Here is a 26,997-nt window from a genome sequence, read left to right as displayed (position 1 = left end):
CTAACCCCGGATTTTTTTCAGATAGCGGCGAGCATCCTTGGCGAAGGGCGGCGCCTGGCGCGCGATGAATTCGAGCGCATAGTCCAGGCTCACGTCGCCGGAGGTCGTGGCGAAGGCACCAGCAGGAAAGCACAGGCCGGAATCGCAGGCTTGGCCCTGAGCGCCGTCGCGCACCAGCACGAAGGTCGGCGTCTTCACGACCGCGAAGCGGTCGAAAGCTTGCGGATCAATGTGGACGGCGACCTGCCGGTTGCCGATTAATCCCTGCGCGTGCGCCACGGTTTTCTGCAACGATCCGTTGACGAAACCGCGGACGATCAATGACGCTTGCGCCTTCTCAGCCTGATCGACGAGTCGCCGCAACGTCGGTTCAGGCATCGAGAAGCTGACAAAGACCAGCAATCCGGGGCCGGATTGGATTGCCCTTGCCGCAGCCATGCGGTCGGCATTGGCTTGATAGCCTCTTGCCAGGGATTCCAGGTCGATCGCACGGGATGAACCGGGCGCTGGAAGCACGTCGAGCATAGGTGATGCTATGGCAGGGCCCTGAAGAAGCTCACCGTCGGACGGCATCCGGTGCTTCTTCTGCGCCCGCTCGATGTCGTCGTCGGTAATTACCGGCTGGATGCGAGCCGCCCGCTCGACATCGGTATCGGTGATGACGGGGCTGGCTTGCGCCAACGCGTCTGGAATGCAAGCGGTAGTCGTCATGAGCGCAAGCGCACAAAGCGCGGCGCGAAACCCGTGTGAGAAGTGGTTAGTAGCCGACACAGCAATTCCTTTTTCTGAACAACATGAATGCGAAGTCTTCGCCGCGCACCGGATATTCCTTGCCGGCGCCCCACAGCACGGTGGTGCGACCGAACGGCTGGCAGCATTTGCCGTCGATCTTGTCGGTGTTGGGAATGGGATAGGTCAGCTGTGTCTTGTACGCGGTCTTGTCCATCACGGGCTGGAAGTACGGCCCGCATAGCCCGGCCCTGCCATGCCAGCCCCACGCCAGCAGTTCGCGGTGCAGCTTGGCGGTCAGCCGTTGCGTCAGCAGCGCCGCGGTACGCACGCCCCCCATGTGGTAGGGGACGTGGCCATCGAGCGGATAGATGCTGCCCTGGCAGCCGGCACACCAGAACAGGTCGCGGATGCCAAAGCCGACGGATGCGGCGACGCAATCGGCGGCACAGGCGGCGATTGCGACCGGATTGGCGAACAGCACCGCATCCGGGTTCAGAATCAGCGTCAGTTCATCGTCGTTCCACAGCGGATCGACCTCGGTCAGGTAGGCCAGGTCGAACGAGCCTTGCTCCATGCACGGAAAATCCGTGATCACGCCCAGCCAGTACATCACCGGATTCACGTAGTAGTGCGCCTGGTAGAAGCTGCCGCCGTCGCCATCGCCTTCGGAGCGGGTGAAGCGGGCTGCTTCCGGCGCCGGGATGCCGGGGTCGAGGTCGATGCCGCCGAGCGATACCAGGCAGAACGGCTTGCGGACCACCTCGACATGGCGCGCCGGCTCCCAGTAGCCGATCGACAAGCCGATGGTCGGATTCACGCCGCAGCTGCAGACGGGGCTGGACGGGTTGTCGATGTCTTCCTGTCCGCCGAAGTTGGCGATGCGGGCGCCGCCGATGGAAATCGGCAGGATGCAGCTCCAGCAAATGTCGGTGATCGGGTTCGGGAACTTGCCGGTGCAGGTCGCGATTTGCGCGTGTACGCCGCCAAACGGCAGCACCAGGACAAGGGCGAGAAGGAGGTGGGCATATGTTTTCATGGCAGAACCAATTCATCGATACGAAGGCGCAGGCCGTCCTGCGAGACGATGGCGGGCACCCGCGTGATGCCCAGGCGACGCGTCAGCAAGCCTTGCTGGTCGTAGTACACCGGCGTGCGCCAGGATTGCATCAGGTCGAGGTAGGAGCCGCCCACCAGGATGGGTTTCACGTGCACCTTGCGGCCCCGGTAGAACGCGATCAGCTCTCTGGCTCGCGTCACCTGCCGCTGGTCGCGCGCATCGTAAAACAGCAGGTGCTTGGAAAGCGCGATGACTTCGAGCGGGTTCTTGCGCGTCCCGGCAGCGAACAGCAGGCTCCCCTTGTCGTCAAGAACATTGCGGTCCAGCGTGAACGTCGGATCGAAATAGAAGGTGCGGGCCGCTTCCGCCGGCTTGATGCCCGCGACCGGTTTCGGATGGGCGACGGCGTCGGCACCGCGTGCGCGCGCTTGTTCTTCCAATTTCTTCAGTTCGCCGCTGCGTTCCTTCTCCTGCAGGCGCTGCCGGATGAAATCGAGCAGATGGGGCTCCGCGATCGGGTAGACCGGGCCGATCACGCCCAGATCGGTGGCTTGCGCAAGACCGCAGACGGCAAGTGCACCGGCGAGCATGAACAGGGAGACGCGATGCGCCATGGTTCACATCCTCCGTGCACACGAAATGCCGTCGGCCAAGCGCCGAAGCTTCAGGGTGTCGCGCTGGAAGGCGGCAAGTACCATCGCCATCAGCACCGGATCGCCAGATCCATCCGCGAATGCCCTGCGCAATTCGACCGTCTTCAGGGGCCGTCCGCAGCGCTGCCGGAACGCAGCCAGGTAGACGTCGGCCCCCTCGCGCGCCGCCGGTGCGATCCGTTCCAGCGCGTCCAGATAGGCGGCCAGCGGGATATCGTCTTGCATTGGCGCCGCTGCCCCGCTCCCGGCCAGCGCGGCAGCAGCGGGGAAGAACAGCGCGATCAGATGGAATGTCCTGCGCATGATGGGCTCCGTTAGAACAGAGGAAGAACCTTGCCGATGACCTGATCCGCACGCACGAGGCCGCTTTCGCGATAGCGCGAATCGAAGCTGTCGGGATGGGTGCCCTGCACGTAGAAGTAACCCGGTGGAATCACCGTTTCTGCGATTGGAGCGAGCGGGCGGCGATCGAAGGTGACGGTTTTCGCGAAGCCCACAGGCACGCCGTTCACGAATACCTGGCGGTCGACGACGGTCACGCGCTCCCCCGGCATGCCGCGGATCCGCTTGAAGAACGGCTGCGCGCGCAATCCCGGATACATGCGCTGCGCTGTGCCGTCGAACTGGTAGACGATGAAATCGCCGCGCTTGAGCGGTTGCTGCTGTCGGTACTGCACCAGCGCGACCGTGTAGGGAACGCTGGCCGTCCAGTTGAAGAGAATTGGCACGCGCGGCATCGGATCGACGAACACGCGCACGAACGCCAGTCCCCAAATGGCGAACACCAGCGTATAAAGAACCCAGTGGCGACGCGCGTGGCGCAGGGAATCTTCGAACAAGCGGGCAAATGCGCGGAACGTGCAGCGCAACGGATTGCCGCCCGCCGTCCGCGGTCCGAGCGTGGAGGGATCGACGATCATGGCAGACTCACCTTGCGCTTCAACAGCGCGGTCAGATCGACCGAGTGCGGCGGCGTGCCGGCAACCGAGGTGCGCACGAGCACCAGGCAGCGGCAGTCGCGCGGCAGCTCCTCCAATGCCAGGGGAAGCCGTTGCGCAAACCGGCGCGCCATCTCCAACGCTTTCTGACGCTCATCGTCCGTTGCGGTCTTGGTGAGCTGCTGCGTGAACTCGGCTTCCTTGTCCCGGTAGACCTCGCCCACATCGACGATACCGACCAGCTGCGCCGGGCGCGCCACCAGACGGTCGTATGCGAGCAGCGCGACCGCAACCAGGAACAGGGTGGCAGCGGAATGGATGATGAGCGTCCTCATAGCGTATGCCCCCGTTGACGCAGCAGTTCAGTGATCGCGTCATCGATGCTGTAGCCCTGTGCGCGCAGCTCGTCGATCGGCGCGTTGTCTTCCAGCTTGTTCGAGAACAGCAAATGGGTGGCCGGATCGAGGATATTGCGGGCCACGCCTTCACCCACGGGCGACGAGATATAGACTTCGGAGAACACGCCGGGCTCGGTGCGCAGGGAATTGAGCAGGCGCTTTTTCGATTCGTCCATCGTCAGCCGGCCCTTGCGGTCCAGCATCTCGATCGATTCCTTTTTCTGCCGTAGCAGGAACACCCAGTCGGAGCAGTTGAACGCGGCTTCCATTTGCGCCGAGCCGTAGTAGTCGTCGGCGCTTTGCGTCGCGGTGCCCAGAGCGCCGCCATATTTGCGGGCGCGGCGTGCCGCTTCCTCGACCACCGCCGCCTTGACCGGATCGTTGGCGCCGATGTCGCCGAGCTGCTGTTTCAGTTCGTCGATGAACAGCACTTTCTTGCGGTTGCGCGTCAGGTACATTTCGCCGGTGATCTGGTACAGCAGCAGGATGTTGACCACCGCGTGCAAGTCCGGCCTGCGCTTCAATTCCTCGTTCTCTATGACGATGAAGTCGTTGGAGAAATCGATGCTGCTCCTGCCTTCGAAGAAGCGCTCGTACTGGCCGCCCTTCGCGTAAGGGTTCAGCATGATCGCCAGATCGCGAATCCGCGGATCGTTGACGACGCCGAGTTCGGCGATCGTGCCGGTCTTGAACGCGTCGCGCAGGGCGGTCACCGTCAGGTCGCGACCGTATTCGCGGTACAGCTTCAGGCTCATTGCCGAGATGGCCTTGTATTGCACTTCTTCGAGCGTGTGCTGCATCGACGCCATCTTGGCGATCGCCGGCACCAGCATGTCGATGTCCTCGTTGATGTCCTGCACGGTCGAGAACGGGTTGAGGCAAATGTCATTATCCGGTCGGAATTCGATATAGGTGCCTTTCGCCTTGCGGCACAGTTTCTCGAACGAGCGCCCCAGGTCCAGCATCCAGATCTTGGCGCCGATCGCCCGGTACGACCACGCCATCTCGTTCATCAGCACCGACTTGCCGGAACCGGGCGCGCCGATGATCGCGAAGTTGTAATTGCCCAGGTCGTTGTCGTACAGGTCCAGCGTCATCAACTGGCCGCGCCGTCCGCCGAAGACGAGCGTGGGCGTGCGCGTGCCGCGCCATTCGGCGATCAGGGGCGCAAGGTGGATTGCGTTCGCCATGGTCTTGCGCGTGACGCGCCGCATCTTCTTCAGGTCCCGATGGAACCGTTCCGACAAGGTCATCGGCAGGCTGGCGATCAATGCCTGGCGGTGCATGTATACATCGGCGTTCAGTTCGAATCCGCGCGCGCGCCAGATCGCTTTCGCGGTTTCCTCGACCGCGACCGCCTTGCCGGGCGGCGTGAAGAGCGCAAGCTGGTGATACATACTGACCAGCGCTCCGCCGACATCGATCGCGTCGGCCGCGGCGTTCCAGTCTTTCAGCTTCTTATTGACGTCGGGCATGACCGCCGCCATCTTGCTCTGCGCATTCTGCGTCGCCCGCACGTGGTTGGCGGTGACCGCGGTTTTTGTGAGGTTGGGGTCGAGCACATGGACGCCCATGGTCAACAGGAATGGTGCGTTGTATTGCAGCGCCGGCTGCATCAGGTCGCCGATCAGCGCACCCATCTGCCATAGCGCGAAGCGCTCCGGGAAGGATTTGATCGAATAGAACCGCGCTTCCAGCGCACAGGAGTCGCCTTCCTTCCACAGGCGCAGTCCGTTGGCATGGGCATCCTGGATCGTGTCGAAATCGACGAGCTGGTCGCGGATCTCGCGGCCGTCGTCGTAGTGCAGCTCCGGCGTGCCGGTGCGCGAGATGCGGTCCGGATTGGTAAACAGCGAGCACCAGTTGATCAGGTCCGCCGCGTCGCAGGTGCGGTTGGGCAGCGACGCCGCGCGCAAGGTGGTGGCCATGGCTTCGCGCAGCGCGATCAGTTCGTCGCGCCGGTTCATGTCTTCGGAGTTGCCGGGCAGCGCGACGCTCATCATCAGCCGGAAATCGCGAACGGTGTAATGGAATCCGGCGGTCATCGACGTTTGCGCGCCGTGAAGCAGATGGGCGACGCGCTGGCGCGCGAGCCGGCGAAACAGGTTGTCGTTGCGTGCCGGGCGGCCCCAATGCCTGGCTTTGTCGGCCTGGTCCTCGTCTTCCGTGCGCAGGTTGGCGTAGCGGCGCAGCAGGTTGCGCACGTGCGGCGCGGCGAACAGGTGGAACTGGATGCCCGCGCCCTTGGGGCAGGTCGCGTACAGTGAAATCAGCACTTCGACCATGCGTTCGTCCGCGCCGGACTGCGGCATGATCTCCAGCATGAAGCCGAGGCTGTCGCGGTTGACGAAGATGGCCTCGTCACCGATATAGGCCGAATATGGCAGCCAACTGGCGAATTGCTCGGCCGGCGATTCGTCGCGCTCGTCCAGCCCGAATAAACTGCCGATGTGCGCGCCGCCGGCGGCGTCGAGCAATCCTGCGCGAAGGGATTCGAACATGGTGATTTCCTCGCTCGTGGAGTCATTGGCCGTCGCTGTCGGGCAAGTTGGCTGTCCCGGGCAGTGGCTTTGGTGCAGTGGCGGACGGGCCGGAATGGCTGCCGGGCGTACCGCTGCCGGAAAGACGGGGATCGGCTGGCTTGGTTGGCGCGGCGGATGGCAGCGCCGCCGAGCGCGGCGGCAGAATCGGCGCATAGGCATCGCGGATGCGCTGCTGCACATGGTCGATCAGCCAGCGGCCGTTATCGATCTGCACGTATACAAAGCCCTGGTCATACAAATCCCGGTCGGCGTCTTCCCACGGTTTGAACCAGAGCCGCAGCACGCGGGCCTGGGCGCGCAAGGGAGAGGCGGTGTCCGTCGTCGTTTTCCCGAGCGTTGGGGCATTCGTCGCTGCCGCAGATTCCGCATGCACTGCCGGCGTGCGTGGGTTGAGATTCGATGCGGCATGCGCCTCGCGACGTTCACGTTGCGACGGCAGATTGTTCTTGAGCGCGTTGTAATAGTTGCCGGAGACCGATTCGCAGCGGACGCCTTGCGGAGCCTTGCAGCCATACTCGCTGCTGCCGCCCAAACCGCTGATGTTGGCGCATGCCGAGATCGACAAGCAGGCCATCAGCATGCTGATGGCGCGTGTTGAATAGAAGGGGCGTGTCATGGCTGCACCTCGTTCGATTGCGCGTTGGCGGCCGGCGCGGGCGCATGCACGAGCGCGAGGCGGGCTTCGATGTCGGCGGCAGGAGCGTAGCCGGCGCTGCGGCGGCCGTCCGCGTAGAAAATCGTCGGCGTGCCGCGCACTTTCAGCCGCTGCGCGAGTGCGAGATTGCGTTCGAGCGGATGGGCACAGGGAGCGGTAGACGGGGGCGACGAGGCTGCAAGCAAGCTCTGGTCGCCTTGCACCATGACCCGATGCCAGGCTTTCTGCCGGTCCGCCGCGCACCAGATGGCGGCGGGCAGCGCAGCGCCTTGAAACGGCACCAGGAACGTGTAGATCGTGACGTTGTCGAGCTTGTCGAGTTCGGGTTCCAGCCGCTTGCAGTGGGGGCAGGCCGGATCGCTGAAGACAGCCAGGAGGCGCTCGCCGTTGCCGCGCACGGTCTTGATGGCGTCAGCCAGCGGCAACCGCTCGATCGGGATGGCCAGCGCGGCGTTTTCCCGTTCTTCGGTTTCCTCGTGCACGCGTTCCGCTTCCGCGAGTTTCGGCCCGGTCAGATCGGTCATGGTCTTCGTATCGAACACGCGGCCGAAGACCAGGTAGCGCAGGTTGTTTCTGGAGACGAAGGCCAGGTTCGGGCCCATCCACACTTCATACAGCGCCGGGATGGGGGTGCGGGACACGCCGGTGAACTGCGTGCCGGGATGGGCTTTCCGCAGGGCCGCCAGCAAGCGCGTTTCGTCGGCCGTCGACGGGGAAGCCGCGGCGTTGAAGCAGGCGCCCATGCAGGCAAAAGCGGCGACAAGCAGTGCGCGATCAATAGTCTTCATCGTTGACTCCTTTCAGGGTGCGTTCTTCGGACGAAGGCCGTAGCGAGGCGACATTCGCTGTCCCACGGGATGGGGCAGGGCCGTCGATGCGCACGCCCTTGGTGATGACGACGTCGATCTCGCGCCCGGCGTCGATCTCGACCACCGGAAAGGTCTGTTCGGCGAGCTTGATGTAGTACTGGGCCAGCCGGTCCAGCGCGCGGCCGACGCCGCTGCCGAGCCCGGAGCGATAGGCGTCGCCGCCCGAGGTATGGGCGACGGTGCCGAGCGCCGACGTGCTGTAGTCGGTGGAGGACGAAGACAAGCCTTGGCCGATGCCGCTGGCGATGCCAGAGAGCAAGGCGTTGGCCAGCATCTGACCCTGTTTGGTGACCAGGCGGCCGCGCAGGCCGACCTTGCCGTCTTCGCCGTACACGCTGCCCTGGATCTTGACTTCGAGGGTGGAACCGTCGTCGCGCACGCAGGACAGGTTTTCGGTGCGCAGATACGCGCGCTCGGAGCCGATGTCGCCGTAGCCGGCTGCGACCACAAAACACTCCCGGTATTCGCCACGGAACTTGTTGGGCAGCACGGCGTTATCGGACAACCGGATCAGCACCGGGTGCGGGTTCGACTGCGACTGGCCGCCGGTCGGCGCGTCCAATCCACCCAGCAAAACACCGCGGGTAAAGCTGACCGGCAGATAGCTGGCGATCGTGTCGGGACGACCGCCACTATCCGGCGCAGGCTCTGAAGAAGAGCTTGGGGATTGCCGGGTTTTGCCAGGTTCGGCCATGGATACGTGCACCAACCCCGAGGCCATTGTTTCCGTGCTCGCGCCGGCAGGCATGGCTCCTGCCGTACCGGAGCGACCGGGCGGCGGAGGCAGGTCGCCAGGCAGCGCGCTGGAAGGCGGATACTGCGTCGGCGCGGGTGGAGGTGCTGGGGGCGCGGCCGGCGCCGGCTGCGGTTTCACAGGCTCGGGTTGCGTCTTTCCTGCAGCGGTGAGCCGTTGCTCCAGTTCGCCGAAGCGCTGCATGGTCTTGTCTTCGAATTCCTTGCGCTCTCGGTTGATGCGGGATTGTTCCTCGCGCTCGTGCTCGTAGTGCGCGAGCTTGCGGCCGGCGGTGCCGACCCATTGATCGACCGGATTGACCTGCTGACCCGGTGCCATCACGCCGATGTTGGTCGGGGCGGCAGCGCCGGTGGAGGCGGACTGCGGGGAATGGGAAATCTTCGTCCCGCTATCGGTGAAGGCAAACACGGCCCACAAGGCGCCGACACCGGCTGCCATGATCGCCGCGAAGGTCGCGACCTGCCGTTGTTTCGGCGTCAGGCGTTCGACCATGCCCTTGACTTGCGATGTGTCGAATGCAGCCATGATCAGCTCCCCAGCCGGATGACATAGACGCTGGTGGACTCACCGGGGCGCAGATTCAGGTTCTCGATGGCCACGCCGACGACACCGCCATCGGCTCGGTCGAATTCCTGTTCCGCCAGCACCATCGTTTGATCGCTGACATTGGTCAGCAGGTACTTTTCGCCAACCAGGCCGCGCCCTTCGACGATCCGCATCAGCGAGAACCTGGCTTCGTTCCAGAGCGGGATCGGGCGGTTGATGTCTTCCACGCGCATGTCGGGCGCGGCGCGGTCGGTCGCCATGGCCACCAGCAGCGCTTTCATGCCGCGGATATGGTTGGCCGACGGCCCGAGCGGACTTCGGCGAGAGGCCGACAGGTCGGCTTGCGTGCTCCGGTCGCGAATGACGATGGTGTCGGACGGCGTGTCCGAACGTCGCAGCAGCAGTGTGTAGGTGGCGTTTGCCGACGAGACGAACAAATTGACCGGTTTGGCCGAGGCGCCGACGGGGCGGACATAAATTTCACCCTTGTCCCGGTCGCATTCCAGGATGATTTCACCGGTCGGATTGACGGCGGGGGCCGGAGGAGCGGTGGCGCCTGGCCCTGCTGCAGCGGCAGGCTGGCCGCAATTGCTCGAATGGATATTCCCGAAGACATCGGTAATCGGTGCGTTCTCGATGCGGATGCGGGTCGGCTCCTTGAGCGAGATCACCGCTTCGACAGCGACCCCATCGCGCGCTTCGACCATCTGCAGCGCATGGGAAGGCAGGTAGACGAGTGCGAACGGCGCCGCTAGCAGCGGCAAAAGCCATGGCTTGTTCATTGGGAAGTCTCCTTGAAGGCTTTCAGATGCATGCGGCCGCCGGCGTACCGGAACTCGGCGAGGTAGGCCTTGGTTTCCGTGGCCGTGTCCTGGCCGTTCACCTGCGTGCGCAGGCGGCCGCGGATGACGACGGTCTGTTTGTCTTCGTGCGGCACGAGCTGCTGCGGCAAAAAGGAGGTGCTGGCATTGATGCGGCGGATCCGCTCCGCTTCGATTTCCTGGCGTGACTTCATCGCGCCATGCTCTTCAGGGGCGACGTAATTGAGCAGGATGTCTTTCTTCCAATCGATTGATGCCGGTGACACATCCAGGATCAGCCAGGCGATGAAGCTGCCCATCTGCTCCAGATACTCGCGGCTGGCGCGGTCCTTGGTAACCCAGAACGTCTTCTCGATCGACGGCGGCACGACGATCGTGCGTTCCGAGCCGATCAGGTTGAGGATGATCACCAGGCAGAGCAGCAACGCGAAGATCAGGCTACTGACGGTCAGGCCCAGGCTCCGGTTGCGCTTGCGCATCTCCTTCAGATCGTTATCGAGCTTGGTAAAGTCCATAGCAGGCTCCTGTGCGCTTCAGCCGACCATGCGGCGCAAGTGGGAAGGCGGCGTGACCCGCATCGCCGTGAGCGGGTTGGGCGGCAGGCACCAATAGACCCAGTGCATGGCGAACGCCGGGTGCTTGTCCGCCTTGATGCGGGAGAGCCAGCGAGAGAGGAAAATGCCGATCGCCATGCAGGCGGCGAACGAAGCCTTGGTGCCGGCGAGATAGCCCACGAAAAAGAAGAACAGCACCGGGGCGGCGACATCGATGTCCCAGAATCCGATCTTCCACTGGTCGTCAAGGCGCCGGGGAATGTAGGTGTCCGCTTGCATGGCACGCTCCCGCTGGTGACAGAGGGCCGATGCTCAGAGAACCGCGCCCATGATCGCGCCGGCGATCACGAGGCCGACCGCGGCAAAGATCGCCAGGCCGACGTAGAACAGCACGGGACCGAAGTTGCGCAATGCGGACAGCGAAATCAGGGCGACGACGAAGCCGACGAACCCGACCAGCGCCTTGATGCCCGGCCCCAGTGCGGAAATTTGGGTGAGCGCCGACGTCAGCGGACCGGTGATGCCGGTGAAGGCCACGAGGTCGAGCGCATAGCCCGGGAAGGCGACGCACAAGCCGGCCAGGAGCAAGAGGATCAGGATTGCTGCCGCCAGTGGTTTGCGGTGCGGGGAACGGCGGATCGGGGCGACAGTGATCAGGGCGGTGTTCATGAATTTCTCCATAAAAGTGGAAGGGGATATGCGTTGGCGTGACGGGCGAGCAGGTTGGAAATCAAGCGTCATGGCACCACCTGCCCGGAAGCGCTGAAGACGACCTCGACACGCCGGTTCTGCCGTCGGCCCTTGGGCGTGTCGTTGGATACGGTGAAGCAGCAAGCGCCCTGCGCATCGAGCGTGAAGGCGTGGCTGGGATGAGAGGTCAGCTTGGTGCGCAGGTAATCGCGCACAGTGCGAGCACGCGCCAGCGCAAGGGTCTGGTTGGCGCGCTTGCTACCTACGTTGTCGGTGCGGCCGATGACGACGATGCGGTCGCTTGCGCGCGCGCTGGAAGCGGCTTGGTCGAGCGCAGCGCGGGCGGCATTTGAGAGCGTTGCGCTGCCGGAGGCGAAATACACGATGACCGACACGCGATGGTTCTCGGCCGGCGAGACCACTGGCTCGCTGGTGCTGCGCTGGACTTTCAACACCACTTCGCCGGGATCCAATGTTGTCGCGATATCGACGGATGGCGGGGCGGCATTGGCGGCGGCCATCGGTTGTATGGGCAGCGTTTTGCGGGTGACGGCGGGGCAGGCCGGTTCGATGCAAACGGCAAACGACGCGTCGCGACCGAAATGGAGCTGCGCGATCTTCCTGGCAGGACGAACTTGCTTCGACTTGGGGAGATCACCTTGTTCGACCTGCAGGGGCAGGCTGCATGCCGTCGCGAGCAGCGCGGTTCCCGCTGCGATGCTGACCGCGGAAAGGAATCGGATCGCCTGCGACATCATGGCGACACCCGCGCGGAAAACGCGAACGGCGGCAAACCTTGCGTGGTCGATCGAGAATGTGCGTCCTTCGTCGATGCCGTTTGCCGTTGCAAGGCTTGTTGCGACGGGAGCTGGCGATAGACTAGCCATGCATATTTGGCGCGGGCCTTCTGGCAGGCCGCTCCTTTGAGTCGGCTGCACGCAGCGTTGTAGGCGCCGACTCCTTCCCACGTGGTGCCGTGGCGCGCAAAGCTGTGCGCAAGTAGCCAGGCGCCGACATGGATGCTAGTGCACGGCTGATAGAGATCGCGTTCGTGGATGTCGTGCCGCGCAAGCGTGCGCAAATTCGAGCTGTTGATTTGCATCAGTCCGATGTCGTATGAGCCGGTCCGCTGACGGTGCGAGAGGTTGATCGCCTGCGGATTGCCACGTGACTCGACCCGCGCAATCGCGTAGAGCAGTTCGGCTGAGACGCCGTAGCGTTGCGCGGCTTGCTCCCAGCAAGCCTTCGCATACGCGGGAGCGCATAGCAGAAGAAGCAATCCAGCGGTTGGAAGACGTCGCATCGCTCACCCCAATGAAGACAGCGCCCCGCGCACCATGCACGGGCATGTCGGTCGAGACCGGATATCCGGCCGTGGTCGGGTTCGGGTGAGCCTTGGCGACGAGGGCCCAGACGGGGTGGTACAGCAGCGGGTGTATTAGCGGGTGAGGGTGGCTGGCACCGTTACAGATTTCGCTTGCCAACCGGATTCAACCGGTCAGATGCGATTCCTTTCTTTGGGAAATGCGTTCCGCCGTGTTGATGCGCGCCTGCCGCAGGACATTCGCGCCAGACGGATCGGCCTGACGGCTCAACGCGACACAGGCGGTCGTGAACTGGTCGAGTTGAAACCGTGGATGCGGATGCATATTCGCCGGCGACTGTTGCACTGCCAGCAGCAGTTCGTACTGTGCCATCCACATGGATTCGCGGCGGCGTGGATTGTGCGGCATGCGCAATACGAGCTCGGTGCCGAGGAATTTGAAGATGCGTAGCGCCGCATTTTCTTCGGCGAACACCAGGGAGACGCAGGCGCTGATCAGGTCGGGGAGGCGGAACGTTGGCGAGACATTCTGTTCGCTCTTGAATAACGCATACAGCCAATCGTGTTCTTCTAAACACAGCCGGGTTTCGATGATGTCGCCCGTGTAGTCGACGACGAACTGCGTTGCGAACGGGATGGCATGTTGCTCGGTCAAGATAGCGGTTTGCATTGACATTTTCTTCCTTCAATCAGTGTGTGCCGTAGTGAGTGCAACTGATGAGTGAAGAATATCGATCCAAAGTGTGGAAGTCTCCGAGGATTAAGCTGCTTTATATGGCTTTTTCGCGATTGGCATGAATGGTTACGAGCTGTCGCCATCCAAGTTAAACCGGCAGCCGGCTTTTGGATAACCTCTGCCCGGCACAATGCCAAGCCGACCGTTCCAGATAGGCATAACTCCATCTATTGCTCACGACCAAAAACCGGGTGCCAGCCCTGTTGTTCTACTTCGAACAGGCTCGTTAAATCTGTTGGGACGAGTCCGTTGTTTGGCGGCGTTGTGCCGCATCGCCTGCTCATCTCACGCACTAGCGTTTTTCGCTATGAATTATTGGCCACGCAATTCCTGAAGGCGCATAAGGTCGGATGTGCCTGCGCGTTGGTCGCATTTATGCGGTTAAGGGAAGCGAGCCGGTTTCGGTTGGCGTCTCGTATATTAACTGATTAGACCTGCTGTCCGGGGGCCGCGCCTTTCCTCCGCAACTCCAGTGAAATCTCAAGTAATGGCTTGGTTCCAGAACCGAATCTGGCAATAGCGTTTCGATGTTCCTTCAACCCGCTGTAGGGGAGGTAGCGGATGTTCAACTCGGCGACCCGGGAAAACGCTGGACGGCAAAGCTGCTGCTCCACCTCGCCGCGGCGATTGTCGGGCGCGACGAGGAACAGCGTGCTCTTTTCTCCCACTTGAGTTCCGAGGGCCAGATCCAGCATGCGCACGATGCCGGAATAAATGGAGGTTGAGTGCTCGACCTCGAAGGCTGCTGCAACTTCATGCGAACCTGGCGTAATCCATACGACATCGATGAGGCGGACAGAATCCATGCCAGCGGTGATACCCTCGGGGAGCTGGGAAAGGCATCTGTCGCCCAGCTTTCCAGAACCATATTCTCTCCCGCGATCATTCGCAGCGATCCACACGTCGAAGCCCAACGCGGTTCCCAAATCTCGCAGCCAGCCCTGGATTTCTGTATGCGTCGCGTCACTTTCGCGCGCGGCTTCCAATTGCCGTTGCGCTGCGGCCGACTCTTCCCGTACACGTTGCAGGTCACTTTCCCAGGAAGAGACAGCGCTGGGGTCGTCCGCGCGCGGTGGCGGGGCATAGCGCCCAGTCCCGACGTCGAACATCAAGCCGGCAATTGCGCCAAGATCGTTCGAAAGAGCAGTCCTGTATTCGGCGTTCAGACGGATCAAGCCTTCACGCATGGACAGGTAATGATCCCATCGCCCGAGTTTTACGTTGCTGCCCGTGACGGCATTGAAGCCTTTCACGATGGCCGTGTTGAACGGCGGCACAAGGGTCGGATGGATAAAATACAGAAGGTTCGCGACGGCCGGCCCCAGTCCTTTGATTGCCAGCGCATCGATACGGTGGATCGCGGCAATGATGTCCTCCGCAGAGTCGCAGCAGTCGCAGTGGTGAAGCAAGCGTGCGAAGGCAGCCTGGTTGGCCGGATTTTCGTAAATATCCGGAATCCGCAGTTTCGGCTTCCACAGGAATGCGTGGTCGGCCCCCTTGAAGATCTGCCGTTGCTCGGCAATCGAGCCAACGACTGTTTCCAGCGACGATCCCCGATACGCATTGCCAAATGTGCCGGATTCAATGTCGCGCACCACTTGCCCGATGCCACGGCGGATTGAGCGGAAGTTCTTCAGCCGCTCTTCCCACAGGAACCACGTGTTGTAAGTGCTATTCGTGTCCGCCTTCCAGTGCGCAATCAGCCGTCCCAGTGCTTCACCCATATCGTCCGTTCGGTTGTGATGTTTGTCTTGATGATATTTTAATTACTCACGAGCAAGATGAAAACAACACAGGCACAACTGTCAGGATGGCCCGCAGGACCAGTGAGTTGGGCGTGCCATGCGGCGGCCTCAATGCATCAGCGTTATCGGCAAACCCGCACGTTGCAGTCGTCTTAAATGAAAGGAACTGCAGGAATCCATGTCGACGAAGACGAGACCGACATAAAAGTTGCCCTGGTCTTGTCGGCAGTAGACGACCTTGCCCCACGCATTGATTCGAGCCGGATGGCTAGACGCAGGAAGGGCGATCGACAGCATGCGTTCGTCGCCGGCCTGCAGCAAATGTGGAACGTGCAGTGCAATGCCCGCTGCAGAAACATTCAACGATGCAGCCTTTATGGTGCTTCCGTCCAGTGCCAGTATTTTGCATTCTGCTTTGACCGCAATGCGTTCGAAGCGCCGACGATCTTGTCGTCCGCCTTCCATATTTATATCCTCCATCGATGATTGCCGGGGCACTGGCACTTGCCGTACTTAATTGAACACCGCAGGGCGGCAGTCCTATTCTCGGGCAACGCATGCACGGAACGGCCGCGTGCATGCGCTACCAGAGTCTGGCACTACTCACGGATGTCGACAAGGCGTGCAGGGCTAGCAGCGAGCAGACATTATTTCCTCATTTCAATCGACGTTACCGTCAACTGGCCGCCGACCTTATCTGCGATAAAGCTGATCTTGTCGCCGGCCTTGACCTGGTCGAGCATCGCCGGATCCTTTACCTGGAAAACCATGGTCATCGGCGGCATGCCGAGGTTTTTCAGGTCCCCGTGCTTGATCGTGATTTTCTTGGCGTCCTTATCGACCTTGCGCACTTCGCCATCCGTCATTTGGGCGGCAGCATCCGCCGAAGTCATCTGCATGCCTCCGTGATGCGAGTCATGCGATGACGCCGCTTGTACAGTGAAGGGCATCACGATCAGGCAAGTCGAGGCCAGGGTGAGTTTGGCAAGTGTGTTCATTTGAGCTCCTTTCAATTCAGTTTCAGTTGTAATGCCGGTAGACCGAGTAACGGTCATCGGCGTGGACCAGTAGTACGTCGAACGGGTCTTTGCGCGGTCCTTCCATGCCGGGCGAACCCAGCGGCATCGACGGAACGGCCAGTCCCTTGGCCTTCGGTTTCTCCGCCAGCAGGCGCTTGATGTCGTCGGCGGGGATATGCCCCTCCAGCGCGTAGCCGGCAACCATGCCGGTATGGCAGGAGCCGAGCGCCTGCGGCAGACCGAACTTTTCACGGTAGTCGGAGGGGTTCGCGACGTTCTGCGCCTTCACCGTGAACCCGTTGCGCGCCAGATGCTTGACCCATTCGATGCAGCACCCGCAGCTCGCGCTCTTGTAGACGTCAATGACAGGAGCAGCCGCGCCGGCAGCCAGATGGACGCCGAGGGCTCCGGTCAGGAGGGACTGCACCAACATGCGTTTCATCTTCATTTATCCTTTCAAAACCTTGATTTTTCCGAGCATCCCCGCCTCGAAATGACCGGGGATCAGGCAGGCAAAGTAGAACTCGCCGCCCTTGGTAAACTGCCAAACCAGTTCCTGCTTCTTGCCCGCGCCAACGTGCGCCATATAGGGTTCGTCATGCTCCATCCCGGGATGCTTCTTCATCATTTCGGCGTGTGCCTTCAGCTCATCCATGGTGCCGATCACCATTTCGTGCAGCATTTTTCCCTTGTTGGTAACCACGAAACGGATGGTTTCTCCTTCCTTGACGGTGATTTCAGACGGGCCGAAGCGCATCCTGTCGCTCATGTCGATGGCGATGGTGCGGGTTACATTCTTCGGATCGCCTTGCTTGCCGAATCCGTGCTCTTCGGCCGAAATTTCCGCGTTCGCCTTGGCTACGGAATCGGTCTCACCGTGGGCTTGCACTGCAGCGGGCAGGGCTGCAGACAACGCGACGAAGATGGCGGCGGCAAAAATGTGGGTAGATGCTTTCTTCAATTGGGTCCTCCAAAATGTGTATTTCTTTCCGATTCGGCAATTAATGGCCGCCGTGGCCGGAAGGCTTGCGTGCCTTCAGTTCAACGCCGTCCGGTTTGTTCGTCGGTGCCGTCAACTGACCGCCTGGTGACTTGCTGCGTGTCGGCTCGGGTACGGGGCCTTTCCACTCGTACGCCACAGTCCCGGCCGGATGCTTGTACCAGCCCGGATCCTTGTAATCCCCGGGCTTCTGGTCCTTGCGCACCTTCACCACCGTGAACATGCCGCCCATTTCGACGCCGCCGAACGGCCCCTGGCCGCCCATCATCGGCAGCGTGTTGTCCGGTAGCGGCATTTCCATCTCGCCCATGTCGGCCATGCCGCGCTCGCCCATCACCATGTAATCAGGGACCAGCTTGTTGATCTTTTCCACGACGCCGCGATGGTCCACGCCGATCATCGTCGGCACATCGTGGCCCATTGCATTCATTGTGTGATGCGACTTGTGGCAGTGGAAGGCCCAGTCACCGAGATCGGTGGCATCAAACTCGATGGCGCGCATCTGGCCGACGGCGACATCGACCGTCACCTCCGGCCAGCGCGAAGCCGGATTCGTCCAGCCGCCGTCAGTGCCGGCGACAACGAATTCATGACCGTGCAGGTGGATCGGGTGGTTCGTCATCGTCAGGTTGCCGAAACGGATGCGCACCCGATCCTTCTGGCGCACGACCATTGGATCGATGCCGGGGAAGACGCGGCTGTTGAAGGCAAACAGGTTGAAGTCGAGCATTGTGTTCACGCGCGGCGTGGCGCTGCCAGGCTCGATGTCAAAGTTGTTGAGCAAGAAGACGAAGTCCCGGTCGACCTTCATGAAGTTGGGGTTCTTCGGGTGCGTGACCCAGAAGCCCATCATCCCCATCGCCATCTGCACCATTTCATCGGCATGCGGGTGGTACATAAAGGTGCCGGGACGCTTGGCGATGAACTCGTAGACGAAGGTTTTGCCGGACGGGATACCGGGCTGCGTGAGGCCGGTGACGCCATCCATGCCGTTGGGCAGGCGCTGTCCGTGCCAATGGATGCTGGTGTGTTCCGGCAGCTTGTTCGTCACAAAGATGCGCACGCGGTCGCCTTCGACCACTTCGATCGTCGGCCCCGGGGACTGGCCGTTATAGCCCCACAAATGCGCCTTCATCCCGGGCGCCAGTTCGCGCACCACGGGTTCTGCGACCAGGTGGAATTCCTTGACGCCGTTGTTCATGCGCCAGGGCAGGGACCAGCCGTTGAGCGTGACGACTGGGTTGTACGGCCGCCCGGTGGACGGCATCAGTGGCGGCTGCGTGGTCGCATCGCTCATCAGCGGCGCTTCCGGCAGCGAGGCGGCGCCGGCCTTGCTGACCAGGCCGGCTCCCAATGCCACCGCACCGGCGCCCATAAAGAAATCTCTACGTGAAACCATTCCTGTTCCTTTCCTTCAATGTCCGCCGCCGGCCTCGGCAGTCGCGGCACTGCCGCGCATTGGCGCGGGCGCGCCGCCATTGCCGTTGATCGCCATCTGCAGGTCGGTGTCGGCTATCCAGTAGTCGCGCTGGGCTTCGATCGCGGCATTGACGCTGTTGACCTGGGTGCGCGCATCGGCTAGCAGCTCGAAGACGCCGGCGAGCATGCCGTTGTAGCGCAGCAGCATCTCATCCGAGATCTTCTTTCGCAGGGGCACGATTTCATCGCGATAGTGCTTGGCAAGGTCATACGAGGTCCGGTAGGCGGAGTAGGCTTCCCGTACTTCAGAACGCGCGCGGATCGCCGTGTCGGCGGTGCGGTGCACCGATTGCATGTAGATTGCTTCCGCCTTCGCGGTCCTGGAACGTCCCCAGTCGAAAATGGGCAGTTCCAGTTCGATCTCGTAGCCGTTCGCGCGCGGCGCGTCGGTCTCGCTCTTGTTGGCGTAGCCGGCGTGCAGCACGTTGATAAACCCGGTTGCCTTTGATAGGCCGAGCGCCGCCGCGGTCATCTCCGCGTCGCGCTTGGCCATCTGGACATCCAGCCGCTGCTGCATCGCCTGTGCCTCGATATCGGACACGTCCTTCGATGCCTTCGGCAAATCTGGCAAGCGATCGGGCAGTTGGTAGGCGGTTCTGTTTCCCGACAATCCCAGCAGGCGTGTCAGCTGCTCCCTGGCCGCGGTCGCATTGTGGCGCGCGCGGGCGGACTGCGCGACCGCATCGGCATAGAACGCCTGTTCGCGTGCCTGATCCAGCTTGCTCCAGTTCCCAACCTTGGCCATGCGCTTGGCCAGCTCGGCGCCGGCCTCGGCTGCGGTCAGCACCTGTTCCATGTACTGCACTGTTTGCTGTGCCGCGACCGCATTGAAGTATGCCTTGCGGGCATCGGCGGCCAGCCGTACCGCCTGCGACGCGGCCTGTAGTTTGGCTTGCTCGAACCGGCGGCTCTCGATATTGGTGCGCAGCGGGATCGTCAACAATCCGACCAGGTCGAACATGATGCTGCGCTCGATCTCGACGTCATGTCCTTCCCGCAGCCGACTGAACGAAAAGCTGGGATTGCGCATGCGACCGGCTTGTACCAGGTCGGCTTCGGCGATTCCCAGCTCCGCCAGGGAGGACTGGAAACCCTTGTTGTTCAACAATGCAACTTGCACGGCCCCGTCGGGCGTCAAGGGCTTGCCGAGCAGCTCGGTGAGGGGCTTATCGATTGCGGTCGTATCGGCATCCGTCTTTGCCTGGAGCACGCTTTGACCCGTGCGCTCTTTGGTGAGCGCGGAGACGGTATCGAGGCCGCCATCGCTGGAAAACGTCGCGCAGCCGCTCAATAGCACCGCCGCCAAGGCGAGCACGACCGGCTTCAGGCGCTGTGTGTGTATACCGGGTAGGCGCATCCTTACTTTCCTTTATTCTGATGGTCCATGCCGTGGTGTGCTTGCCCGGGTGGCGCGGGGTTGACGCGATCCGCCGCAGCCTCGGTACCTTCCAGGTGGCCTGCGTGACCGCCGAGCTTTCCCATCTCATCGTTGGCGGCACGCCATGCTTGTGCCGGAGATTCTTCCGTCTCCAGCATCGGTTGGTAGCAGCTGAATGCCGATTCGTAGCGATAAGGGGCAGCGGCGGCAGTCGGGTCGGCCGGATCCGCTGCACGGGAGTTTTCTTGCGCGGTCGCAGCGACAGATGCGGCAACCAGCATGGCAATCGCCATCCAGCGTCCAAGTGACATGGTTTCCTTTGAATCTCAAACAGGCGCGAGATTGCGCGGTTCATCAATACGCCGAGCGACAGCCACTGCAGGCTTTGGCCAGGGCAAACCTAGAGATCAGACGGCGATGGGGCGGGGTGGCCGTTCGGGGCCGGGGGGAATGAAGCCGTTAAATGAAGAAACAGATGCGATGACGGGTGCAAACGCGCTACTGCTAGACGGCGTCCACTCGAGCACCGCCGGTGTGACGGCGGCACCGATGCAACAGGCAGCACAGGCGCTGCAATAGGAACTCTTGAACTTGCTGGCCACGTCCGCGGAGTCCGAACTGGACATCTCCTCGCTCGCACCAGCCATATCGTGATGATGACGCGCATGATCAGCGTCAGGCTCGTGATGGGAATGTGGTAACTCGGCCGTACTCTGCGACGGGGTGTGCGAACCGGGGCCGCAAGTCATCTTGACCGAGGACGCAATAACCTGGGCCGGGAGCATGACGGCCAGCATCCATATCAAAAATGTCTTGAGGAAACGGTTCATTAATTTGATCCAGCAGACGATCGGAAGCTGGGCCTGCAGGTAAGACGAAATCTCTACGGGTTTATGGGGTTCGACAGCCTTCCGGCGTGGGAAGGTTCCGACGTGCTCAAGGCATTTGCTTTCCCTAAAGTGTATCGAAAGAACACGTCCGTAACCTGACAGTTTGATTACATCTTTGTAATGTTGGGCTGAACCGGGAAAAATGCGGATAGTGTAGCGGTCGTTCAAGGCACTCTCGTGGGCGTAGCACGATGACGGAATGCTTGGCGGAAGGACTGCGCGCACCAGCACATCTCAAGAAAGGTCTTGACCTTCCTTGACCTTCCCATAGCGGGAAGGTCTAACGTATAGATACAGTCAACAAGGGAGAACCTGCGATGTATGAACTTCAAGTGGAAAAAATGACGTGCGGAGGCTGTGCTTCGCGTGTGAGGAGGGCAGTGCTCGCTGTCGACGATACTGCGAAGGTGAACGTCGACCTCAGAAACAAGACCGTACATGTGGAAAGCGATCTTGACGTCGACGCGGTCGCATCGGCCATCACGCAAGCCGGCTATCCGGCGCGTGCTTGCGTTCGAGATTAACCTGACGCCATCGACACAACAATTGCCGGCCGCGCTGGGTAAGCCAGACCGGCAACGTCTGGAAGGTACAGGGCATTTGGAGAACCTTGATGCAAGTCAAACAACTTTTCGAATGCAATCCGTAGCATAAACACGAGGACAACCGGTACATACACCATGCTCGCCTTCGCAAAAATCCGCCAGTATCGTTCCGCTGCAGTATTCGTACTGCTGGGCTGGATTTTTGCTCTCACCGTTGGCAGCGCTTACGGATGCATCCCGGCCGCTATGGACCACCACGCAGGCGGCGCCGTCATGGCAATGGACAGCGACGGCGACGGGCACGTAGCGGGGCATGCCGGCGACGGCCATGAGCCATGCCAGGCTGCTTGCGACTTGCAGGCTTCCCCTATGGTCAAGGAAGCATCCGGCCAGGCGCCGGACATGCAGTTCCTGACGTACTTTATCGCCGCCTATTTTCCAGTCTTCTATCCTCCTGACGAGCACGCGCTGCCCGTCTCCAAAGACGAACGTCTTCCCGTCCAGGCGCAATCCCTGCGCACCACACGTCTGACCCTATAGCACGCGAATCGCCACCGGAGCGCCGTGCAAAGGGGGGTATCCGTACCCGCCATTACACGACGAATCCGGGCCACGGCAATCGTCGTTCCTCGCCGCCCTGTCATGCACATGCATTGCGCAAACAGGGCAGACCTGAACCGTGCAACGGGAGCGTCACATGGCACACCACGACCAACACGAAGGCAAACCGGGGCTTTCAAGCCGGACGAAATGGATACTGATCGGCTTTCTTGCGGTCGGCGGTTTCTTTCTGATTACTGAGCATCGCGCGCATCTGTACGGCGCACTTCCATACCTGCTGATTCTTACGTGCCCATTGATGCATCTGTTCCACGGGCATGGCGGCCATGGTGGCTCGCACCGGCACGGTGATACGCGCACGGATCCGGGAGCGGCAAACGTCAGCAGCTTCCCCTCCGATAAGCATGATCATGGAAAGGAGCAATCATGAACGCCGCCCATGACGCAGCACCAGCCTACGGATTGTGGACGCTGGTCATCCTCAATTCTCTGGTCTTCATCATCTTTGCCTTCAGTTTTGCCAAGCCGCAGAGCCCGCGTGACTGGCGTTCGTTCGGCGCGTTCTCGGCATTCCTGGTGGCCTTGTTCACGGAAATGTACGGCTTTCCGCTGACCATCTACCTGCTGATGCCATGGCTGACAAAAACCTTCCCAGGTATCGACTTCCTCTCGCACGACGCTGGCCACCTGCTGGAAACCATGTTGGGGTGGAACGTCAATCCGCACTTCGGGCCGTTCCACCTCGCCAGCAACATTCTGATCGCGGCAGGCTTCCTGCTGTTGGCAGCTTCCTGGGACGTGCTGTACAAGGCGCAACGCGCGCATCAATTGGCTGTTGCCGGCCCCTATACGCGGATCCGCCACCCGCAATACATCGCCTTTGTGATGATCATGTTCGGTTTCCTGCTGCAATGGCCGACGCTGGTGACCCTGATCATGTTCCCGATCCTGCTGGTTGTATACGCGCGCCTTGCCAAACGGGAGGAGCAGGATATGGTCGCGGAATTCGGCAGGGAGTATGAAGCGTATCGGCAGCGCACGCCGGCATTCATCCCGGCCATCGGGAGGACGGGCACGAACGTCAGCCCTCGGTAAAAAATGGAGAACAACATGGACGACAGGACCCGCCCGCATGATGCTCACCACGAACATCATCACGACCACCATGTGCATGGTGAAGCCTGCGACGCCGCAGCGCCGGTGAAGGCCGACAAGCCATACACCGATCCGGTGTGCGGCATGAAGGTGGCCGCCAACCCGGAAAAGACCATTGAGCACGACGGCGCCTCGTATCACTTTTGTAGTGCCAAGTGCATGGACACATTCCGCGCCAACCCGCAGGCATACATTGCCCCGGCCCCGGTGGCGCATCCCGAGCCCGTTCCCGAGGGAACGATCTATACCTGCCCGATGCACCCGGAAATCCGCCAACCGACGCCGGGCAACTGTCCGAAATGCGGGATGACGCTGGAGCCAGTGATGCCGGCATTGGACGAAGAAGAAAATCCCGAGCTGACCGATTTCCGCCGGCGCTTCTGGTGGACGCTGCCGCTGACAATTCTGACCGTAATCATTGCGATGTTCGGCCACAAGCTGATGCATGGCGGCTTGCCTGCGCAAAGCTGGATCGAGTTCGTCATCGCCTCACCGGTCGTGGTCTGGGCGGCGTGGCCGTTCTACGTGCGCTGGCTGGCATCGCTGAAAAACCGCAGCCCGAACATGTGGACATTGATCGGTACCGGCGTGGGCGCCGCGTACGCGTACAGCGTCGCCGCAACCATTGCGCCTGATCTGTTCCCGTCCGTTTATGCCGCTGAAGGACGGATTGGGGTGTACTACGAAGCGGCAGCCGTAATCGTGTCGCTGACCCTGCTCGGGCAAATCCTGGAGCTGAAGGCGCGCTCCCAGACGTCGGCAGCGATCAAGGCGTTGCTTGGCTTGGCGCCAAAGACCGCGCGGCGGATCAACAGCGACGGCAGCGAGGAAGACGTGCCGCTTACGCACGTGCATATTGGCGACACCCTGCGCGTGCGCCCGGGTGAAAAAGTGCCGGTCGACGGCGCCGTGCTCGAGGGGGAAAGTGCGGTCGACGAATCGATGCTGACCGGCGAACCCGTTCCGGTTACCAAGCGTGCGGACGACAAGCTGATCGGCGCGACCATCAACACCAGCGGCAGCCTCATCATGTGTGCGGAAAAGGTCGGTTCGCAGACCATGCTGTCGCAGATCGTGCAGATGGTTGCCAACGCGCAGCGCTCGCGTGCACCGATGCAGCGCTTGGCCGATGTCGTTGCTGGCTACTTCGTGGTCGTCGTGGTCGGTATCGCGCTATTGACGCTGGTCGTCTGGGGGCTGTTCGGTGGGCAATCCGGCTGGCTGTTTGGTTTCCTGAACGCTGTAGCGGTCCTGATCATTGCCTGCCCGTGCGCGCTCGGACTGGCCACGCCAATGTCGATCATGGCCGCCACCGGCCGCGCGGCAACGCAAGGCGTGCTGTTCCGCGACGCCGCCGCGATCGAGGGGATGCGCAAGATCGATACCCTGATCGTGGACAAGACTGGCACGCTGACAGAAGGAAAACCCGCATTTGACCGCGTGGTCGCCGCGCTCGGCTACCGCGACGAAGACGTGTTGCAAATTGCGGCCAGCATCGACCAGGGCAGTGAGCATCCGCTGGCGCATGCGATCGTCGACGAAGCACGCCGGCGCGGCATTGCCCTCGACAAGCCAGATACTTTCGAGTCATCGAGCGGCATCGGGGTGCGCGGGATGGTAGCCGGCCGCCGCATTGCGCTGGGTAACACCGCCTTGATGGACACTGAGAAAGTCGACTGGCGCATGCTGGTAAAGCAGGCGGAGACGCTGCGCAATGAGGGCGCCAGCGTGATGTACCTCGCCGCTGACGGGAAACTGGTCGGGCTCATCGCGGTGTCGGATCCGGTCAAAACCACCACTCCGGAGGCTTTGCGCGTGTTGAAGGAAGCCGGCCTGCGGGTGGTCATGGCGACCGGTGACGGCGTCACCACCGCAAAATCGGTCGCCATGCGCCTCGGCATCGACGAGGTGCATGGCGAAGTGAAACCGCAGGACAAGCTGGTGCTGGTGGAACGCCTGCAGAAGGAAGGGAAAGTGGTGGCGATGGCTGGCGACGGCATCAATGATGCGCCGGCGCTGGCCAAGGCGAACGTCGGCATTGCGATGGGAACCGGCACCGATGTGGCGATCAACAGTGCCCATGTCACGCTAGTCAAGGGCGACCTGCGGGCGATCGCTCGCGCGCGCAACCTGTCGGTCGAGACGGTGCGCAATATGCGGCAGAACCTCGGCTTTGCTTTCGTCTACAACGCGCTCGGGATTCCGCTTGCCGCCGGCTTGCTGTACCCGTTCACCGGGCAGTTGCTGTCGCCCATCGTGGCGGCGCTGGCCATGAGCTTGAGTTCGGTGTCGGTCATCGCCAACGCGCTTCGTTTGCGTGGCACCAAAGAGTAGGGAAGGTCAACGCGACACAAGGAGAGGATCATGGCTATGCACACATTACGTGGTTCCGGCCGTCCAGTTGCGCTCGGTGTCGGTGTCGGTGCCCTGTTACTTGCCGTGTACTTCGGCACGCTGTCGATCCTGTCCGGCTGGGATTTTGCCATCGATCAGTTCGGGCAGTTCTGGTTCTACGTTTTGCCGCTTGCCGCCGGTTTTGCGCTCCAGGTGGCACTTTTCATTCGGTTGCGCGAAATCGTGAACCTGTCCAAGGATGCCGGTGCCGTCGTCGCCACCTCGGGAACCACGTCGACGGCCGCGATGATTTCCTGTTGCGCACACTATCTCGCCAATGTCGCGCCGGTCTTGGGTGCAAGCGGGCTGGTCGCGTTCGCCGCACAGTATCAGGTGGAGTTTTTCTGGATTGGCCTGCTGCTGAACCTGGCCGGCATTGGCTATATCGGAAGCAAGGTTTTCAAGGCAACCAAGGAGCATGAACAATGTCTCGCATAATTCGCGTAATCGTCCTATCCACCGCAATCGCGGCATGCGCTTCCGTGTTGGCGGCACCTCCGCTTCCGATGTTGAGCAGTACCCAATCTGCAGTGACGGTCAAGGCGACGCCACGCGGCCTGCAGGGCGACGTATGGGAGTTCGACGTGGTGTTCGACACGCACTCGCAAGAATTGAAGGATGACCTGATGAAGAGTGCCGTCCTTGTTCCGGCCGGAGGAACGAGTGTCAGCCCGCTTGAATGGAAGGGAGATCCGCCAGGCGGCCATCATCGGGAGGGCGTATTGCGGTTTAACGCAATTCAACCGATACCTGCGGGCCTCGAATTGCGCATAGACCGGGCGGGCGAATCAAAGCCGCGCTCGTTCAACTGGTCGCTGAAATAGGGCGTTCTGGACAGTACACCGGTGACAGGACAACCAGCCATGCAAGCGGCGATGGCACACGTAAAACTCGATCCCTGGCGGGAAAAACGGCGCCGGCTGATGATTCTTGCCGGTGTTGTGCCACGTCTGCTCAGCGATGTCCTTGGACCTTTGCTTGGCTGGCGCCGCGTGCCGTTTATCGTCGGCATGCTGGTTGCCGCGCCCCATTACCGGAAGCAGTTTGCGCGGTGACCGACGACGACGGGTTGCGAGAGGTGAAACGGACGTTCCTGCTGGTTGGCGTACTGTACAACCGCCTGCGCGATCGATTCGGGGAAGAGGTCGCATACCGGGCAGCGCACGATTTCATTTACGGTCTCGGTAATGCCGTGCAACGGCAAGCATACTTTCCGCCGGCGGGCGTACCGCGCAAATGGGAGTGGTTTCATCAGGAGCATGAAGCCCAGATCCGTGAGGGCTTTATCCGGAACAACGAGAACGACGGAATCCTGTACAGCGAGAACCAGGTATCGCTGCATATCACGCGCTGCCGGTTTTTCGAGGCGTTTCGCGACATGGGGAATGCAAAGCTGGCGGAGGCATTCTGCGCGTCCGACGAAACGGTTTTCAATGAATATTCACCGGAAATGCGGTTTCACCGCGGGACTGAGGTGCCGAATACGATTGCGCGCGGTGCCCGCCGGTGCACGTTCGTCTATGACCGCAGGTTGCAGGACGGTGGCAGGCGATAACAGGGG

Annotated in this window: 35 protein-coding genes; 9 read left to right on the top strand and 26 right to left on the bottom strand. The window is 61.6% G+C overall.

Annotated elements, in window-relative coordinates:
- From trbC to AC3WOY_RS03160, 26 genes are all read right to left on the bottom strand, one after another.
- Nucleotides 1-771, bottom strand: coding sequence for a type-F conjugative transfer system pilin assembly protein TrbC (gene trbC / locus AC3WOY_RS03285; RefSeq protein WP_492420945.1), 771 nt, complete (start codon nucleotides 769-771; stop codon nucleotides 1-3).
- Entirely contained in the window at nucleotides 758-1,768 is a 1,011-nt protein-coding gene (gene traU, locus AC3WOY_RS03280) for a conjugal transfer pilus assembly protein TraU (RefSeq protein ID WP_492420944.1), read from the bottom strand. The genes trbC and traU overlap by 14 nt, the downstream gene beginning before the upstream one ends.
- Complete coding sequence (gene traW / locus AC3WOY_RS03275; protein WP_492420943.1) at nucleotides 1,765-2,403, bottom strand: type-F conjugative transfer system protein TraW; 639 nt, start codon at nucleotides 2,401-2,403, stop codon at nucleotides 1,765-1,767. Before traW ends, traU begins: the two co-directional genes overlap by 4 nt.
- 3 nt (nucleotides 2,404-2,406) lie before the next feature.
- Nucleotides 2,407-2,745, bottom strand: coding sequence for a hypothetical protein (locus tag AC3WOY_RS03270; RefSeq protein ID WP_492420942.1), 339 nt, complete (start codon nucleotides 2,743-2,745; stop codon nucleotides 2,407-2,409).
- An 11-nt stretch (nucleotides 2,746-2,756) separates the two neighbouring features.
- Nucleotides 2,757-3,362 (bottom strand): conjugative transfer signal peptidase TraF, encoded by a 606-nt coding sequence (gene traF / locus AC3WOY_RS03265; protein WP_492420941.1) that lies wholly within the window; start codon nucleotides 3,360-3,362, stop codon nucleotides 2,757-2,759.
- Nucleotides 3,359-3,715, bottom strand: coding sequence for a hypothetical protein (locus AC3WOY_RS03260; RefSeq protein WP_492420940.1), 357 nt, complete (start codon nucleotides 3,713-3,715; stop codon nucleotides 3,359-3,361). The genes traF and AC3WOY_RS03260 overlap by 4 nt, the downstream gene beginning before the upstream one ends.
- Nucleotides 3,712-6,279 carry a type IV secretion system protein TraC gene (traC, locus tag AC3WOY_RS03255; RefSeq protein ID WP_492420939.1) on the bottom strand — a complete coding sequence of 856 codons (2,568 nt, stop codon included), beginning with the start codon at nucleotides 6,277-6,279 and terminating at the stop codon, nucleotides 3,712-3,714. Before traC ends, AC3WOY_RS03260 begins: the two co-directional genes overlap by 4 nt.
- Nucleotides 6,280-6,301: 22 nt before the next feature.
- Nucleotides 6,302-6,937, bottom strand: coding sequence for a TraV family lipoprotein (locus AC3WOY_RS03250; RefSeq protein WP_492420938.1), 636 nt, complete (start codon nucleotides 6,935-6,937; stop codon nucleotides 6,302-6,304).
- Entirely contained in the window at nucleotides 6,934-7,764 is an 831-nt protein-coding gene (locus AC3WOY_RS03245; RefSeq protein ID WP_492420937.1) for a DsbC family protein, read from the bottom strand. Before AC3WOY_RS03245 ends, AC3WOY_RS03250 begins: the two co-directional genes overlap by 4 nt.
- Nucleotides 7,751-9,124, bottom strand: a complete 1,374-nt coding sequence (locus tag AC3WOY_RS03240; protein ID WP_492420936.1) for a TraB/VirB10 family protein — start codon at nucleotides 9,122-9,124, stop codon at nucleotides 7,751-7,753. Before AC3WOY_RS03240 ends, AC3WOY_RS03245 begins: the two co-directional genes overlap by 14 nt.
- A gap of 2 nt (nucleotides 9,125-9,126) precedes the next feature.
- Nucleotides 9,127-9,927, bottom strand: coding sequence for a type-F conjugative transfer system secretin TraK (locus AC3WOY_RS03235; protein ID WP_492420935.1), 801 nt, complete (start codon nucleotides 9,925-9,927; stop codon nucleotides 9,127-9,129).
- Nucleotides 9,924-10,481, bottom strand: a complete 558-nt coding sequence (gene traE, locus AC3WOY_RS03230; RefSeq protein WP_492420934.1) for a type IV conjugative transfer system protein TraE — start codon at nucleotides 10,479-10,481, stop codon at nucleotides 9,924-9,926. The genes AC3WOY_RS03235 and traE overlap by 4 nt, the downstream gene beginning before the upstream one ends.
- 18 nt (nucleotides 10,482-10,499) lie before the next feature.
- Nucleotides 10,500-10,799, bottom strand: coding sequence for a type IV conjugative transfer system protein TraL (traL, locus tag AC3WOY_RS03225; protein ID WP_492420933.1), 300 nt, complete (start codon nucleotides 10,797-10,799; stop codon nucleotides 10,500-10,502).
- Between the two features lie 33 nt (nucleotides 10,800-10,832).
- Nucleotides 10,833-11,189: a hypothetical protein gene (locus tag AC3WOY_RS03220; RefSeq protein ID WP_492420932.1), complete on the bottom strand. Its 357-nt coding sequence runs from the start codon at nucleotides 11,187-11,189 to the stop codon at nucleotides 10,833-10,835.
- Between the two features lie 68 nt (nucleotides 11,190-11,257).
- A complete protein-coding gene (locus AC3WOY_RS03215) occupies nucleotides 11,258-11,968 on the bottom strand; it encodes an OmpA family protein (RefSeq protein ID WP_492420931.1) in 711 nt (236 codons plus the stop codon).
- Nucleotides 11,965-12,513 carry a lytic transglycosylase domain-containing protein gene (locus AC3WOY_RS03210; protein WP_492420930.1) on the bottom strand — a complete coding sequence of 183 codons (549 nt, stop codon included), beginning with the start codon at nucleotides 12,511-12,513 and terminating at the stop codon, nucleotides 11,965-11,967. Before AC3WOY_RS03210 ends, AC3WOY_RS03215 begins: the two co-directional genes overlap by 4 nt.
- Nucleotides 12,514-12,700: 187 nt before the next feature.
- Entirely contained in the window at nucleotides 12,701-13,204 is a 504-nt protein-coding gene (locus AC3WOY_RS03205; RefSeq protein WP_492420929.1) for a hypothetical protein, read from the bottom strand.
- Nucleotides 13,205-13,698: 494 nt separating this feature from the next.
- Nucleotides 13,699-14,994 carry a type II restriction enzyme NmeDI-related protein gene (locus AC3WOY_RS03200; RefSeq protein WP_492420928.1) on the bottom strand — a complete coding sequence of 432 codons (1,296 nt, stop codon included), beginning with the start codon at nucleotides 14,992-14,994 and terminating at the stop codon, nucleotides 13,699-13,701.
- A 129-nt stretch (nucleotides 14,995-15,123) separates the two neighbouring features.
- Nucleotides 15,124-15,480 (bottom strand): PilZ domain-containing protein, encoded by a 357-nt coding sequence (locus AC3WOY_RS03195; protein ID WP_492420927.1) that lies wholly within the window; start codon nucleotides 15,478-15,480, stop codon nucleotides 15,124-15,126.
- A 182-nt stretch (nucleotides 15,481-15,662) separates the two neighbouring features.
- Nucleotides 15,663-16,013, bottom strand: a complete 351-nt coding sequence (locus AC3WOY_RS03190; RefSeq protein ID WP_492420926.1) for a copper-binding protein — start codon at nucleotides 16,011-16,013, stop codon at nucleotides 15,663-15,665.
- Nucleotides 16,014-16,035: 22 nt separating this feature from the next.
- Entirely contained in the window at nucleotides 16,036-16,476 is a 441-nt protein-coding gene (locus tag AC3WOY_RS03185) for a DUF411 domain-containing protein (RefSeq protein ID WP_492420925.1), read from the bottom strand.
- 6 nt (nucleotides 16,477-16,482) lie between these two features.
- Entirely contained in the window at nucleotides 16,483-16,995 is a 513-nt protein-coding gene (locus tag AC3WOY_RS03180) for a cupredoxin domain-containing protein (RefSeq protein WP_492420924.1), read from the bottom strand.
- A 40-nt stretch (nucleotides 16,996-17,035) separates the two neighbouring features.
- On the bottom strand, nucleotides 17,036-18,433 hold the full coding sequence (locus AC3WOY_RS03175) for a multicopper oxidase family protein (RefSeq protein ID WP_492420923.1): 1,398 nt from the start codon (nucleotides 18,431-18,433) through the stop codon (nucleotides 17,036-17,038).
- 15 nt (nucleotides 18,434-18,448) lie between these two features.
- On the bottom strand, nucleotides 18,449-19,870 hold the full coding sequence (locus tag AC3WOY_RS03170; RefSeq protein WP_492420922.1) for a TolC family protein: 1,422 nt from the start codon (nucleotides 19,868-19,870) through the stop codon (nucleotides 18,449-18,451).
- Between the two features lie 2 nt (nucleotides 19,871-19,872).
- The gene (locus AC3WOY_RS03165) at nucleotides 19,873-20,202 is read right to left on the bottom strand and encodes a hypothetical protein (protein WP_492420921.1); all 330 of its coding nucleotides are present in this window, start codon (nucleotides 20,200-20,202) and stop codon (nucleotides 19,873-19,875) included.
- A 96-nt stretch (nucleotides 20,203-20,298) separates the two neighbouring features.
- The gene (locus AC3WOY_RS03160) at nucleotides 20,299-20,949 is read right to left on the bottom strand and encodes a hypothetical protein (RefSeq protein ID WP_492420920.1); all 651 of its coding nucleotides are present in this window, start codon (nucleotides 20,947-20,949) and stop codon (nucleotides 20,299-20,301) included.
- Nucleotides 20,950-21,098: 149 nt separating this feature from the next.
- Between AC3WOY_RS03160 and AC3WOY_RS03155 the strand changes: the two genes are divergently transcribed.
- The 9 genes from AC3WOY_RS03155 to AC3WOY_RS03115 all read left to right on the top strand — a co-directional run bounded on the left by AC3WOY_RS03155 (nucleotide 21,099) and on the right by AC3WOY_RS03115 (nucleotide 26,991).
- Nucleotides 21,099-21,305, top strand: a complete 207-nt coding sequence (locus AC3WOY_RS03155; protein WP_492420919.1) for a heavy-metal-associated domain-containing protein — start codon at nucleotides 21,099-21,101, stop codon at nucleotides 21,303-21,305.
- A 156-nt stretch (nucleotides 21,306-21,461) separates the two neighbouring features.
- On the top strand, nucleotides 21,462-21,866 hold the full coding sequence (locus AC3WOY_RS03150; protein WP_492420918.1) for a hypothetical protein: 405 nt from the start codon (nucleotides 21,462-21,464) through the stop codon (nucleotides 21,864-21,866).
- A 157-nt stretch (nucleotides 21,867-22,023) separates the two neighbouring features.
- Nucleotides 22,024-22,317 (top strand): DUF2933 domain-containing protein, encoded by a 294-nt coding sequence (locus AC3WOY_RS03145; protein WP_492420917.1) that lies wholly within the window; start codon nucleotides 22,024-22,026, stop codon nucleotides 22,315-22,317.
- Nucleotides 22,314-22,982, top strand: a complete 669-nt coding sequence (locus tag AC3WOY_RS03140; protein ID WP_492420916.1) for a methyltransferase family protein — start codon at nucleotides 22,314-22,316, stop codon at nucleotides 22,980-22,982. The genes AC3WOY_RS03145 and AC3WOY_RS03140 overlap by 4 nt, the downstream gene beginning before the upstream one ends.
- Before the next feature lie 15 nt (nucleotides 22,983-22,997).
- Nucleotides 22,998-25,376 (top strand): heavy metal translocating P-type ATPase, encoded by a 2,379-nt coding sequence (locus tag AC3WOY_RS03135; protein WP_492420915.1) that lies wholly within the window; start codon nucleotides 22,998-23,000, stop codon nucleotides 25,374-25,376.
- Between the two features lie 30 nt (nucleotides 25,377-25,406).
- Nucleotides 25,407-25,874, top strand: a complete 468-nt coding sequence (locus AC3WOY_RS03130; RefSeq protein ID WP_492420914.1) for a hypothetical protein — start codon at nucleotides 25,407-25,409, stop codon at nucleotides 25,872-25,874.
- Between the two features lie 92 nt (nucleotides 25,875-25,966).
- A complete protein-coding gene (locus AC3WOY_RS03125) occupies nucleotides 25,967-26,260 on the top strand; it encodes a hypothetical protein (RefSeq protein WP_492420913.1) in 294 nt (97 codons plus the stop codon).
- 39 nt (nucleotides 26,261-26,299) lie between these two features.
- Nucleotides 26,300-26,491 carry a hypothetical protein gene (locus tag AC3WOY_RS03120; protein WP_492420912.1) on the top strand — a complete coding sequence of 64 codons (192 nt, stop codon included), beginning with the start codon at nucleotides 26,300-26,302 and terminating at the stop codon, nucleotides 26,489-26,491.
- Complete coding sequence (locus tag AC3WOY_RS03115) at nucleotides 26,488-26,991, top strand: L-2-amino-thiazoline-4-carboxylic acid hydrolase (RefSeq protein ID WP_492420911.1); 504 nt, start codon at nucleotides 26,488-26,490, stop codon at nucleotides 26,989-26,991. Before AC3WOY_RS03120 ends, AC3WOY_RS03115 begins: the two co-directional genes overlap by 4 nt.
- Nucleotides 26,992-26,997: the final 6 nt, after the last annotated feature.

Source organism: Noviherbaspirillum sp. FW303-A3 (assembly GCF_058788695.1).
Note: the sequence above shows the minus strand (reverse complement) of the source record. Positions and strands in the feature narration are given on the sequence as shown.